This window comes from Natronorubrum tibetense GA33 (genome assembly GCF_000383975.1).
Taxonomy (GTDB): Archaea; Halobacteriota; Halobacteria; order Halobacteriales; family Natrialbaceae; genus Natronorubrum; species Natronorubrum tibetense.
In genome coordinates this window covers 2,213,031-2,226,007 of the sequence record NZ_KB913017.1, presented here as the reverse complement: position 1 = coordinate 2,226,007, position 12,977 = coordinate 2,213,031, and the positions used below count along the sequence as shown (strand labels likewise).

The 12,977-nt window shown below is 60.3% G+C and carries 13 protein-coding genes and 1 pseudogene; 8 read left to right on the top strand and 6 right to left on the bottom strand.

The window, feature by feature from the left end; all coding sequences use genetic code 11:
* Nucleotides 1–33: 33 nt before the first annotated feature.
* Nucleotides 34–558: a GNAT family N-acetyltransferase gene (locus NATTI_RS0111680; protein ID WP_006089621.1), complete on the bottom strand. Its 525-nt coding sequence runs from the start codon at nucleotides 556–558 to the stop codon at nucleotides 34–36.
* Between the two features lie 153 nt (nucleotides 559–711).
* On the opposite strand from NATTI_RS0111680, the gene NATTI_RS0111675 reads away from it, so the two are divergent.
* Entirely contained in the window at nucleotides 712–1,128 is a 417-nt protein-coding gene (locus tag NATTI_RS0111675; protein ID WP_006089620.1) for a cobalamin B12-binding domain-containing protein, read from the top strand.
* On the top strand, nucleotides 1,125–2,204 hold the full coding sequence (meaB, locus tag NATTI_RS0111670) for a methylmalonyl Co-A mutase-associated GTPase MeaB (RefSeq protein WP_006089619.1): 1,080 nt from the start codon (nucleotides 1,125–1,127) through the stop codon (nucleotides 2,202–2,204). The genes NATTI_RS0111675 and meaB overlap by 4 nt, the downstream gene beginning before the upstream one ends.
* An 82-nt stretch (nucleotides 2,205–2,286) precedes the next feature.
* Here meaB and NATTI_RS0111665 read toward each other — a convergent pair whose 3' ends face one another.
* Nucleotides 2,287–3,483, bottom strand: coding sequence for an acyl-CoA dehydrogenase family protein (locus tag NATTI_RS0111665; RefSeq protein ID WP_006089618.1), 1,197 nt, complete (start codon nucleotides 3,481–3,483; stop codon nucleotides 2,287–2,289).
* Nucleotides 3,484–3,683: 200 nt separating this feature from the next.
* Between NATTI_RS0111665 and NATTI_RS0111660 the strand changes: the two genes are divergently transcribed.
* The 4 genes from NATTI_RS0111660 (at nucleotide 3,684) to NATTI_RS0111645 (ending at nucleotide 7,826) form a co-directional block, all read left to right on the top strand.
* On the top strand, nucleotides 3,684–4,163 hold the full coding sequence (locus NATTI_RS0111660; RefSeq protein WP_006089617.1) for a MaoC/PaaZ C-terminal domain-containing protein: 480 nt from the start codon (nucleotides 3,684–3,686) through the stop codon (nucleotides 4,161–4,163).
* Nucleotides 4,164–4,229: 66 nt separating this feature from the next.
* On the top strand, nucleotides 4,230–5,123 hold the full coding sequence (locus NATTI_RS0111655; RefSeq protein ID WP_006089616.1) for an MBL fold metallo-hydrolase: 894 nt from the start codon (nucleotides 4,230–4,232) through the stop codon (nucleotides 5,121–5,123).
* Nucleotides 5,124–5,232: 109 nt separating this feature from the next.
* Nucleotides 5,233–6,753, top strand: coding sequence for an amidase (locus NATTI_RS0111650; RefSeq protein ID WP_006089615.1), 1,521 nt, complete (start codon nucleotides 5,233–5,235; stop codon nucleotides 6,751–6,753).
* 803 nt (nucleotides 6,754–7,556) lie between these two features.
* Nucleotides 7,557–7,826, top strand: coding sequence for a thioredoxin family protein (locus NATTI_RS0111645; protein WP_006089614.1), 270 nt, complete (start codon nucleotides 7,557–7,559; stop codon nucleotides 7,824–7,826).
* Between the two features lie 89 nt (nucleotides 7,827–7,915).
* Here NATTI_RS0111645 and NATTI_RS0111640 read toward each other — a convergent pair whose 3' ends face one another.
* Nucleotides 7,916–8,509 (bottom strand): hypothetical protein, encoded by a 594-nt coding sequence (locus NATTI_RS0111640; RefSeq protein ID WP_006089613.1) that lies wholly within the window; start codon nucleotides 8,507–8,509, stop codon nucleotides 7,916–7,918.
* 92 nt (nucleotides 8,510–8,601) lie between these two features.
* Nucleotides 8,602–9,345: an SDR family oxidoreductase gene (locus NATTI_RS0111635; protein ID WP_006089612.1), complete on the bottom strand. Its 744-nt coding sequence runs from the start codon at nucleotides 9,343–9,345 to the stop codon at nucleotides 8,602–8,604.
* Between the two features lie 142 nt (nucleotides 9,346–9,487).
* Here NATTI_RS0111635 and NATTI_RS0111630 point away from each other — a divergent pair, with 142 nt between their 5' ends.
* Nucleotides 9,488–9,913 (top strand): hypothetical protein, encoded by a 426-nt coding sequence (locus NATTI_RS0111630; RefSeq protein WP_193787784.1) that lies wholly within the window; start codon nucleotides 9,488–9,490, stop codon nucleotides 9,911–9,913.
* Between the two features lie 251 nt (nucleotides 9,914–10,164).
* Nucleotides 10,165–11,076, top strand: a complete 912-nt coding sequence (locus NATTI_RS25355; protein ID WP_241434302.1) for a hypothetical protein — start codon at nucleotides 10,165–10,167, stop codon at nucleotides 11,074–11,076.
* A gap of 53 nt (nucleotides 11,077–11,129) precedes the next feature.
* Here the strand turns inward: NATTI_RS25355 and NATTI_RS25350 are convergent.
* Nucleotides 11,130–11,279, bottom strand: a pseudogene (locus tag NATTI_RS25350) (IS6 family transposase); the annotation flags it as partial.
* A 72-nt stretch (nucleotides 11,280–11,351) separates the two neighbouring features.
* Nucleotides 11,352–12,884: a carboxypeptidase M32 gene (locus tag NATTI_RS0111615; RefSeq protein ID WP_006089608.1), complete on the bottom strand. Its 1,533-nt coding sequence runs from the start codon at nucleotides 12,882–12,884 to the stop codon at nucleotides 11,352–11,354.
* Nucleotides 12,885–12,977 lie beyond the last annotated feature (93 nt).

Genomic DNA, 12,977 nt, shown 5'->3' with positions numbered 1-12,977 from the left:
TACCGGCGCGAACGCCCTTCGACCTCGAACTGACTACGCCAGACCGCCGATCTCTTCGGCGTACGAGTCGCGCTCGAGAACGTACGTACACTCCTGATAGGAGTCTTCGCCGATCGACACGTCCTCGACTTCGTCCTGCTCGAAGCCGAACGCGTCGTAGAAGCCCTTGCCGAGTTCGTTCGCGTCGAGTACCATCGCGTTGACCTGCTCGACGCCCTGTTCGAAGAGCGAGCGACACGTCTCCTCGAGTAGCCGGCCGCCGATTCCCTCACCGCGGGCGTCCGGGGCGACGTAGACGCGGAGGATGTTCCCGACTTCGGTCTCGTTGTCCCAGACCCCGTGGGCGAAGCCGACGATCTCGTCGTCTCGCTCGACGACCAGCATGAGCGCGCGCGCCCAGACGATGGAATCCCTGACTCGCTCCTCGGAGTACCAGTCGTCGAGCCCCTCCTGGAGCGACTCTCGGCTCAGGATCTTCGGATAGTCCTGCGTCCACGACTGCTGTGCTACGTCCTGAATCGCCTCGATGTCGTCGACGGTTGCTTCACGGATTGCCATACAATACCAACCACGCTAGACAGATTAATCCTTTTCTCCGGTTCGGGAGACCCTCCCCGGGAACGCTCCAACTCGGGTTTCACTGCTGAAAGGAGACTGTGTGTCATCCAGCGTTCCGATAGAACCATACGGGAATACGTGAAACACAGCGGTATGAGTGCTGGCAGCGATCAGCAAAGTATCCGGTGTATGGTTGCGAAAGTCGGACTCGACGGTCACGACCGCGGGGCCCACGTCATCGCGCGGGCCTTCCGCGACGCCGGCTTCGAAGTCATCTACTCCGGACTGCACAAAGGGCCAGAGGAAATCGTCCAGGCGGCCGTCCAGGAGGACGTCGACGTCCTCGGTATCTCCATTCTCTCCGGGGCTCACGACACGCTCGTCCCGAAGATCATGGACGGCCTCGAGGAGTACGGCGCGAAGGAGGACACCCTCGTCCTCGTCGGCGGCGTGATTCCCGAGGAGGACCGCCAGCCGCTCAGAGACGATGGCGTGGCGGCGATCTTCGGCCCCGGAACGTCGATCGAGGAGACGATCGAGTTCGTCCGTGAGAACGTCCCCCAGCGATGAGTTCCGACGAGGAACTGCTCGAGTCGCTGCTCGCGGGCGAACACCGCGCGCTGGCTCGAGTGATTTCGAAGATCGAGAACCGGTCGCCGGGCTATCGAGAATTAGTTTCGGAGCTGTACGCTCACACCGGCGAAGCAGACGTGATCGGCATCACAGGCAGTCCCGGCGCGGGGAAATCGACCTTAGTCGACAAACTCGCGGAGACCTATCGCGACCGCGGCGAAACCGTCGGCGTCATCGCGATCGATCCCTCCTCGCCTTTCACCGGCGGCGCAGTCCTCGGAGACCGCATCCGGATGGCTTCCACCGTCGGCGATATGGACGTCTTCGTCCGCTCGATGAGCGCCCGCGGCACGCTCGGCGGGCTTTCGACGGCCACGGCAGACGCCGTTAAAGCGATGGACGCCTTCGGCAAGGACAAGGTCATCATCGAGACCGTCGGTGCCGGCCAGAACGAGATCGATATCGTTCGGACTGCCGACACCGTCGCCGTCCTCGTCCCGCCGGGATCGGGCGACGATATCCAGACCTTGAAAGCCGGCATTCTCGAGATCGCGGACGTTTTCGTGGTCAACAAGGCCGATAGGCCCGGTTCGGATAGAACGGTCCAGGAACTCCGGGACATGATCCAACTCGGCGACGGCGGCAGTGGGATCGGTGGTGGCGGCGATGGCGGCCACCACAGCCAGGAGGTCATCGACGCCCACGACGACTGGGACGGTGAAGTTGAGGACGAAACGGAAGTCGCAGGCTGGACGACACCCATCGTCGAAACCGTCGCCACGAAGAGCGAAGGCGTCGACGACCTCATCGACGAGTTCACAAGCCATCGCACCTACCTCGTCGACTCCGGCGAACACGCCGAGCAGGTCCGCGGGCGGTACGCCGAAGAGATCCGCACGCTGCTGCGCGAGGACGTCCACGCTCTGCTCGAAGACCGACTCGCCGAGCGCGGCGGGATCGACGACCTGGCCGAATCGGTTCGTGCAGGCGAGACCGATCCCTACTCGATCGCCGGCGAGTTACTCGACCCCGTCGAGGACTGCCTCGACGAACTCGAGACGGAAGACGCGTAGCACTCGCCCTGTCGGATCATCATCCGGCGGTATCGCTCGATCTGCCGACCGATCGAAGAAAAACGGGGACTGCCGGCTGTCGTCAGTCTAGCAACTGCGCAGCGATCGTATTCCGCAGCACTTCGCTCGTGCCCTCGTAGATTTCGTTGAGTTTCGCGTCGCGGTAGAACCGCTCGGCGGGGAAGTCCTTGGTGTAGCCGTACCCGCCGTGGATCTGGATACCTTCGTTTGCGACCTCGCGCGAGATTTCGCTGGCGTACAGCTTCGCCTGTGCGGCCTCCTTGACGAAGTTCTCGCCGCGGATCTTCTTGTCGGCGGCGTCGTGCATGAGCAGTCGTGCGGCGCGTGTCTTCGTGTCCATGTCGGCCAGTTTGTGCTGGATCGCCTGGAAGTCCGAGATTGGCTGGTCGAACTGCTCTCGATCCTGGCTGTACTTCGTGGCCTCGTCTAAGGCCGCCTGTGCGATCCCGATCGAGCGGGCGGCGATGGTGATGCGTCCGCCGTTGAGCGTCTTCAGGGCCTGGACGAACCCTTCGCCTTCCTCGCCGAGCAGTCGGTCTTCAGGGATCCAGAGGTCGTCGAATCGGAGTTCGGCTGTCGGACAGCCCTTATCGCCGAGTTTCTCCTCCGTCCCTTCGACGATGAAGCCGTCGTCCGCCTCGGGACGGACGATGAACGAGGAGATTCCCTTGCTCCCCGCGTCTCGATCGGTCTTTGCGAACACCGTGACCGTATCCGCGACCGAGCCGTTCGAGATCCAGAGTTTGCCGCCGTTGATTCGGTAGCCGTCGCCGTCCCGAGAAGCGCTCGTCGCTTCTCGGGGATCAGCCGAGGTTCCCTCGGCAGAGTCGCGTTCGGCGACCGTGTCCATCGCCGGCACGTCGCTACCGGCCCCGGCTTCAGAGAGCGCGAACGCGCCGATATCCGTCCCCTCGGCGACCGGCGTGAGATACTCCTCCTTCTGGGATTCGTCGCCGAACTCGTAGAGCATGTTCCCCGCCAACGAAATGTGGGCGGCGACGATCGTTCCGAGACCGCCCGATCCCCGCGAAATCTCCTCGAGAGCCGCCGGATAGGCGTGATAGTCCAGTCCGGCACCGCCGTACTCTTCGGGGAACGGCATCCCCATCAGTCCGAGTTCGGCGAGTTCGTCGACGAGTTCGTGGGGGAACTCGTCCTCGTGGTCGATCTCGTCGGCGATCGGGACGACCTCGTCGTCGACGAACTCCGCGACCATCTCGACGATCTGTCGCTGCTCGTCGGTGAATCGAAACTCCATGCTAGACGTGTTCATTCGATCGGCCTATAGCTGTTCCTCTTCGCGAACACGCCGGCTCCGTTCGCTCCGCTCTCGAGGGCATCGCTTCGGTACATTCCAGTCGCAAGCACGCGATTTGTCTCGTCACGTCTCGTGTGTTTCGTCTTCGGCGCGTGACCGGTCGCGACAAGGTATTTGTGGGTCGTCGAAGAGGTGCCGGTATGGCCTACAGCTACGAGCCACACCACTTCGAAGCGTTCGAGGAGGGCCAGACGTTCCGGAGTCCCGGCCGAACGATCACCGAGACCGACGTGACGATGCAGGCGGCGCTAACCGGCGACTGGAACGAACTCCACACGAACGCCGAGTTCGCCGAGGAACGCGACTTCGGCGAGCGGATTGCCCACGGCGCGATGACGTTCAACTACGCGCTCGGGATGCTCATGAGCATCGGCATTCTCGAGCGAACCGCCTACGCGTTCCTCGGCATGGACTCCATGGAACTGCCGAACCCCGCCTACATCGGTGATACCGTTTCGGTCGAGATCGAGGTCACGGAGGCGAGAGCGCTCGAGAGCCGCAACGACGTGGGACTGGTCGTCTTCGAGACGGTGATGACGACGCAGGAGGGGACCAACGTCTTCCGGGGCGACCTGAAGTTTTTCGTGTGCAAGACCGGACAGGCGGAAATCGACTTCTGAGCGCGGGCGGACGAGGTTCCGAGGGCCACCCGAAACGGATTTGCAACTCGGCCGAACAGCTATCGTATGACCGTGTTCAGCGTTACCGAGGGAGTGTACGGAATCGACGTGGAGCTGTTCGATTCGGACGTCGCTTCCGTCTACTGCTTCGACGACGACGAGCCGACGCTGGTCGACGCGGGCGTGGCCGCCACCGCCGACGAACTCCTGGACGGACTCGAGGCGTGTGGCGTCTCGCCGGCCGACCTGTCGAACGTCGTGCTTTCGCACGTCCACGTCGATCACACCGGCGCCGCGAGCGCGCTCGTCGACGCCGCGCCCGATTGCGACGTCTACATCCACGAATCGACCGCGACACACCTCGAAAATCCCGCGGGACTGATCGAGAGCAGCAGGCAAGCGATGGGCAGCCACTTCGACTCGATGGGCGAACAGGGACCCGTTCCCGCGGAGAACGTCGTCGGCGTTCCGGACGAGGGGACGACGGTCAATATCGGCGCGAACAGCCTCGAGTTGATCCACGCCCCCGGACACTCGCCGGACCACCTCGCGGTCTGGAACCCCGAACGTGATCTCCTGTTCGCCGCCGAGTGTCTCGGGATCTACTTCGGGCGGGCCGACCAGTGGTTGCCGCCGGCAACGCTCCCCAACTTCGACGTCGACGTGATCGCGGAGACGATCGATCGACTCGAGACCCTCGAACCGGACCGAATCATCTTCCCGCACTTCGGCGTCTGGCCGAACGACCCTGAAGAGGCGTTCGAGACGGCGAGAACCGAACTACATCGCTACGACGAGCGGATCCTCGAGTTGCACGAGGCCGCGGACTCACTCGAGGAGACGAAACGAGCCGTCGCCGAGGAACTGCTCGCCCTCTCGCCGCCGTACGATCCGGTGGTCGAGTCCTTCTTCGCGAAGCTGCTCACGGAGGGGTATCTCAGACACCACGGCCGAATCTGAGCGGGAGTAGTCGGTGGATCTGAGCGGTTGTGGTCGGTTCGTCTCGCTTTCGCTCGAGATGGCGTCCCGGTGAATCTTTTTGTTCCTTGTTATCGACCATCACAGTAGAATGTCCGAGTCACCACCGAACGTACAACCGCCGACACCGGACGAGATTCGAGCGTACGCCGCCTACCACCATATCGACCTCTCCGACGAGGAAGTCGAGGAGTTCGAGGCCGCAATCACCGAGACGCTGGCCGGCTACGAACGACTGGACGAGCTTCCGGATCCTCGCCCTCGAGTCGAGTACACCGATCGCGATCCCGGCTACAAACCGGGGCGCGATGAGGACCCCCTCAACGCGTTCGTCACCAAATGTGAGGTAAAGGGAGCCGAGAATGGCCCGCTCGAGGACTACGACGTCGGTCTCAAGGACAATATCAACGTGGCCGGCGTCGAGATGACACTGGGGTCGAAGCTCTTCGAGGGCTACGTGCCGTCGACCGACGCGACGATCGTCAGCCGACTGCTCGAGGCCGGCGCGGACATCACCGGGAAGCTAAACATGGAAGACATGGCGTTCTCGGGGAGCGGCGAACTCTCCGCGACCGGGCCGGTGTTGAACCCCGTCGATTCCGATTATATCGCCGGCGGTTCCTCGTCGGGATCGGCCGCGGCCGTGGGTAACGGCGACGTCGACGTCGCCATCGGCGGCGATCAGGGCGGCTCGATTCGCATCCCCGCCGCCTGGAGCGGGATCGTCGGCCACAAGTCCACCCACGGACTGGTTCCCTACACCGGAATCGCGGGTCTCGGTCGCTCGTTCGATCACGCCGGGCCGATGTGTTCGACCGTCGAGGACTGTGCACGCGTACTGGACGTGATCGCCGGCGAGGACGATCTCGATCCCCGACAGGGTGCCGTTCCGACCGACGACTACACGGGGGCACTCTCCGAGGACCCGTCCGACGTGACCGTCGGCGTCGTCGAGGAGGGATTCGGCCACGCGGTCAGCGAACCGGCGGCCGACGACGCCGTACGCGACGCCCTCACCGAGTTCGAAGACGCCGGTGCGACGGTGACGGAGGTGTCCGTCCCGATGCACGTCGACGGACTTACCATCTGGAACGCCATCGCGACGGAGGAGACGGCCGCGACGGTCGACGCCGAGTGTATCGGTCACTACGGGAAGGGGTTCTACGACACCCAACTGGCGAACGCGTTCGGACGGGCGCGGCGAGCCCACGCCGACGACTACCTGACGACGCTGAAACTCACGCTCGTGCTCGGGCAGTACCTCTCCGAGGAGTACCGCGGCCAGTACTACGCGAAGGCGAAGAACCTGGGCCGACAGTTGACCGACGCCTACGACGAGGCGCTCTCGGATGTCGACGTCCTCGCGATGCCCACGACGCCCCAGACCGCCCACGAAGTCGACGAGTCGATCTCGCGACTCGAGGCGATCGACCGGGCGCTTAACATGCTCCATAACACGTCGCCGTTCGACGTGACCGGCCATCCGGCGATTTCGGTGCCCGCGGGACGGGCGAACGATCTCCCGGTCGGGCTCATGCTGATCGGCGAGCGCTTCGCCGACGCGACGGTGCTCTCGAGTGCCAACGCGTTCGAACGGCAGCACACGTTGTGAACGCGGCCTCGATCACAGACGGACGGAGAGCCTCCGCCGGTCCGCGTACACGGCATCGGTAGCCCTGTGGTGACGCATTCGACCGACAACATACCTATTTCCATATATGATATAGAATGTGAGCATTCGGTATCAACTACCGAACCTCGTTCGACCGAGTATTGGCGAATTTGGTGAGACAAACGTCTAATAGCTCTGCATTTTCTCGCATATTATACTCCAGTATTCGGACTTATGTGGTGAATGACTTTTAAATATCGATTTTGCCTCCACAAAGCCAATCATTTCACCGATCGATACCGAGATGGTTCCATTTTTCTCATTCAGCCGGGGACGCTTTTCCTGAGTGGCTGTATCGGTCTGGATCGATTTATCCAGACCGTCCCGATTCTTCGGGGAAATCGAATCGAAATTATTCACACACACATATTATAAGCGACCATTCGTAGAAAGTGCTAACTATCTTATTAACACGTCCTCGAGACGGTACGGCCGAAACAGCGCCGCGGTACGTCGCGCTCTCGGCGGAAGCCACAGAGCGCGCTCGTCGAGTGACTTGATGAACCGCGGCGACACCGAGTTCGACACGGGCCCTCGAACGCACCCGCCTTTTCGGCTAACGCTGTTTCGTTATCACCCGTCGTGTCAGTGAGACGATAAAATGTTCAACCATCGTACCCCTGTCCCGCGAATTCTGCACCGATCGGCTACAGCACGCACCTGCGATCGGTGCCTCCGATTGCGGCAATTCACAACCGGTGGGAAACCCTTATGCGCGACGCGTTGGAACTAGCGATGAACCGATGACTGTCACACTGAAGGACTTCTACGCAGACTGGTGTGGCCCCTGCAAGACCCAGGATCCAATCCTCGAGGAGCTCGAGGACGACTGGGAGGGCCGATTCGAAGTCGAAAAAGTAAACGTGGACGAGCAACAGGATATCGCCAACGAGTACCAGGTACGCTCCCTGCCGACGCTCATTATCGAAAACGACGACGAGATCGTCGAGCGCTTCGTCGGCGTCACACAGCGCGACGACATCGAAGACGCCCTCGAATCCGCGGGCGCGTAAGCAAGCCCGAACTCGAGACGCCCGTTTTTGCGGTTCTCTCGCGGTGAGCGGGAGCGCTCTCCAGTGAGCGACGCAGCTACCGGCGTCGATTACGGCTCGTCCGACTCGAAATCGTCAGCGTCGGTACCGTCGGTATCGATGTCGTTGGTCGAATGATCGAGGCCGATCGATTCGTCGTCCGAATCGGCGTCCGTCTCGTCCATCGATCCCTCCTCGATGTCGATCTCGGTCTCGCCAATCGCTTTCTCCTCGATATCGAACTCGTCCGTGCGGAGTTCCTCGCCGTCGACGCCGACGCTTCCGTCTTGAATTTCGATGACGATACCGTCGTGGTCCTCGCGGCGGCCGATCAACTGGTTGGTCGTCGATTCGATCTCCTGGTTGACCGACCAGGCGAACCGCAGGACCGACTCGAGTTCGGTTCCCGCCTCTCGCACGCCGCGCTCGGGCGAGAGTTCGCCGAGGCTCTGGGCTCCTTCGGGATGGAGATACTGAATCGGATGATCGGTGGGCACTTCGTACAGGTCGACGTCGAACGACCAGAGGTAGGGCAACAGCTGGATGACGTACCCCTTCGGTTTCGGCACCTTTCGGCCGGCGGCCGACATGGCCACGCCGATCGCCGACGAGCCCGAATCGGTGTCGTAGTAGACGCCGGGAACGCCCGGGATGGAAACACGCATACGCGAGTTATGGCAGCGATTACGGGTCAGTCTGCAGCCGGCACGCGCCGGCCGCGTTTTAAGCGCGCTCGCGGTTCCAAGCGGCGGCCGCGTCAGAAGCCGTCGGCGAACTTGTCTCGGCGATTGACATCGATCTCGCTGACGCTCGAGCCCTCCCGACTCGCGGCGAAGAGGATCGCCTCGGCGACCTCCGCGGGTTCGCTGGCCTCGCCCTTGTCGAAGTGCTCTTCGAACGTCGTCCCGTCGGCCGCCTCGAACTCCGAGCGGACCTCGGCAGGGTTGACGATCGAGACGCCGACCTCGTCGTCGCCGACCTGCGCGGCGACGCTCTTGGCGAAGCCGCGGGTCCACCACTTCGTGGCGGCGTAGACGGGGTTGAACGATCGGGGGTACTGCCCCGCGAAACTCCCGACGAAGACGAGGTGGCCGTCCGTCTCGCGAACGTGGGGAATCGCGGCTCGCGTCGCGTAGAAGAGGCCGTCGACGTTTGTCTCCTGCATCGTCTCGTAGTCGTCGGTGCTCATCGATTCGACGTCGCTCCCCCGCGAGAGCCCCGCGTTGTTCACCAGCACGTCGATCTCGCCGAATGCGTCGACGGTCTCCTCGATCAGGTGGTCGACCGCGTCCTCCTCGCGGACGTTCGTCGGGACGACCAGCGTCTCGACGTCGTGTTCGGTTTCGAGTTCGTCGGCGAGTTCGGTCAATTCGTCCTCGCTGCGGGCCGCGAGGACCACGTTCGCTCCCTCGGCCGCGAACGCGCGACAGGTCGCCGCGCCGATGCCCGCGCTCGCGCCCGTGACGATGGCGGTGTTGCCCTCGAGTGACGTATCGATCATATGCGGAAGAGACGGCCACCGAATCCTAAAAAACGCGGTTTGCGGAACCCGGTCCCCACTAATTGCTGATAAATATCGATTTGTTCTATTTCTATAGATGAATCATGGAATGACTTATTAACTAGAAGCAAGGAATACGAGTATGAAACGAAGAGGAATATTAGTCTTATCCACTACTGCCTTACTCGGAGGATGTAGTTCTTCGGAGGGTGATGTACAACTTGGTGGTGTTCGAGTGGAAAATTTTCGCGAGGAGAGTATAACTGTCGAAATTAAAATCGAAGATGATAGCGAAACGGTGTATAACACAACTGCTTCAGTTGCTTCTGCTTCGGGTACCGTTTCCACCGAGATTATTGACTGTGAGTGGGACACTGATGCTCACGGTCAGTATTCCATCGCTGCGAGAGTTGCGAGTGATGACGAGTGGGATCATGTCGATGTTGTCGAGGACAATTCCGATTCATGTCGATGGATTGCAATTCAGGTCGAATCTGAGAACATCTATTTTGATCAACGAGACTGCGAAAACTATCCTGAAACACCCTGTGAACTACTTTCCAATTGAGTGTTTAATCTGATCGTGTTCTAACACTTGTCATTTATCCTCACACGTTAATTTTTATAGAAAAATAATTGAGTGAGATTTACAAACTCCCATTTTTATATTTGTTATAAATGATAAGGTCTTAAGTATATAGAAGTTATATTGAATTTGTGGCTCGAAGAAAAAGAACTGCCGATCGACGTAACGTGTTAGCAAGTATTGGGACTGCGAGTCTTGGCCTCTTCAGTGTCGTCGGAACAGCGAGTGGTGATTTGGAGACAGAGGGCAACTATATGCCATGTTGCGGTGGTGGTGGTGGATCCTCCACCTTGGACTCTGATTCTAGTTCAGTCACTCAGGATGTGTTTGATGGAGAATACACTCTGGAATCAACCGTTCATGCCTCGCTATACAACTCTTGGCATGATGAGGGGGGCTACTGTGATTATATTCACCGAATTCACTTCGGAGCAACAGGAAATACGTTTGTTGACGATGGTGATGAGTATCTTACGCAAAACTCGCTTGCCTCAAACGAATTAGTGCTTGATGTCAGTGGTGATATAGTTGAGACTACTCAACAGAATCACAATGAGGCAATAGGTGCATACGAGTCCTTCGAAGAAGAGTCGAGTGACGTTGATGAAGATCTCGTTGAGACTGCTGTTGATGGTGCGGTTGGAGTTGGAACGACTTTGGCGTTTGCAAATCCAGTTAGTGCTATCGCTGCGTCTATGGCCTTCACATATATCACAGAACGGACAGCTGATGAAAATGACCATTATTACAATTTAATGTGGAATTGGATCAACAATGTTGGCGATCCTGGAGAAGGTGCAGAAGATAGTTGCGTATTCGCAAGAATGGACGTGACTACGCGAGTTGGAGACAGTGCTGATATCGATGCTAGTGCGCAGGCAACTGATATTGGGAGCAGCTCAGCGGTTGCGACCGCCAACTTTACTGTAGATGCTCCGACGGATTGTCAGGATCCGGATTCATTGAATACTCAGTCCCTTCACGATGAGGGACTGCTTAGAATTACTGAAGACGAAATAACAACTGAACAACAAGAGGCGCTATTAGGTGAGGAACCACTGAGAATTCTTAACGAGTCCGGATCGCTGACGATTAAACGCGATACTACAGTCGGACAGATAATCCAGGAAATGCGTAACGAGTAGATCCCTCAGATTTATATATTATTTTCATGATGAGTAGTGGACTGCGGCATAGTCTAGTTTAGCACCTCCGCTGGCGTCTGTCCAGCAAGTGACCGATGCGGTCGTTGTATATTGCAGTAGTGTACGAACTCTTCAGGCCATTCTCGGACGCCGAATCGAGCGAAGGCAGTCAGATAGCCGTAGCCATCGACGAGAAACACGCTCACTCGGCCGCCGTCAGAAACGATGGATCAAAATCACTCGTTCCACTCCTCAATGCCCGACCACGGCGGTTTTCAGTACTCCTCGAGGTCGTACAGCTCGCCGTATTTCGATTTCACGTACTCGAGGAAGTACTCGGCCGTGTACTCCTCGCCGGTCGCGCGCTCGATCAACTCGGGCGTGGTGAACTGCTTGCCGTGTTGGTGGACGTTCTCGCGGAGCCAGCCGTTGAGTTCGCCGAACTCGCCGGCGCGGATGTCGTCGTCGAGATCTCCTAATTCGCCCTCGGCGGCGTCGTAGAGCTGCGCCGCGAGCACCGACCCGAGCGAGTACGTCGAGAAGTAGCCGAAGGAGCCGTGGGACCAGTGGATGTCCTGCAGACAGCCCTCCGCGTCGGTCTCGGGACGGACGCCGAGGTACTCCTCGTACTTGTCGTTCCAGACCTCGGGCACGTCTTCGACGGCGAGGTCGCCCGAGATCAGGTCGCGTTCGATTTCGAACCGGATGACGATGTGGAGGTGGTAGGTGAGCTCGTCCGCTTCGACCCGGATGAGGTTGTCGTCGTGGACCTGATTGGCGGCCTCGTAGGCCGCTTCGGGGGAGACGTCCTCGAGGCCCGGGAAGCGCTCGCGAGCGATCGGGAGGAAGTGCTCCCAGAAGGGGCGCGAGCGCCCGACGTGGTTCTCCCAGAGCCGCGACTGAGACTCGTGGACGGAGAGGTCCCGCGACTCGCCCAGTGGCGTGCCGTAGCCCTCGTCGGGCAGCCCGAGAGTGTAGTTCGCGTGGCCGAACTCGTGGATCGTCGACGTGATCGAGCCGAGCAGGTCGTCCTCCTCGAACCGAGTCGTCACGCGGGCGTCGAACTGCGTGCCCGAGGAGAACGGATGCGGTGCCGTGTCCAGCCGGCCGCGACCCCAGTCGTAGCCAAGTGAGTCGAGGACGTCCCGCGCAAGGGCTTCCTGATCGTCGTCCTCGAACGTGCCCGCGAAGGCGTCGGTCTCGATCTCCGTGTCGCTGTCGTCGATCGCGTCGATCAGCGGGACGAGTTCGTCGCGCAGCTGCTCGAGCACGTGTTCGGCCGTTTCGAGGTCGAGGTACGGCTCGTAATCCGAGAAGAGCACTTCGTAGGGGTCGGCGTCGGGATCGATGTGGTTCGCGTACTCCCGTTTGAGTTCGACCAGTTTCTCGAGCGTGGGCGCGAACGCCTCGAAGTCGTCGTTCTCTTTGGCCTCCTTCCACTTCGGGTGGGCGTTTGCCGTCGTCTCCGAAATCTCCTCGACGAGTTCCTGGGGGACGCTGGTCTCGCGGTCGTAGCGCCGGCGGACCTCGCGGACGACGGCTGCCTGCTCGTCCGTGAGCTCTGCGGACTCGAGTTCCGCGAGCAACTCGCCCGTTTCGTCGTCGGTCAGGAGTTCGTGTCCCACTGAGGAGAGCGCCGAAAGCTGCTGTGCTCGGGCTGGGGTCCCCTCTTCGGGCATCACGACCTCCTGGTCCCACTGCAGAATGCCGGCCGCGTTCGATACGTTCGAAATTCGCCGCACGCGCTGCTCGAACTCCTCGTAGGTGTCGCTCGTAGCCGCCTCGCTCTGAGCCTGATCGGTCGCCATTGGGGCCTCGTACGTACGGGTGTCGTATCAACGTCGTGGTTCCGGTGGTTCCATCGCCGCCGGCCGTTCGGCCGAGTCAGCAGCCGAGATGTG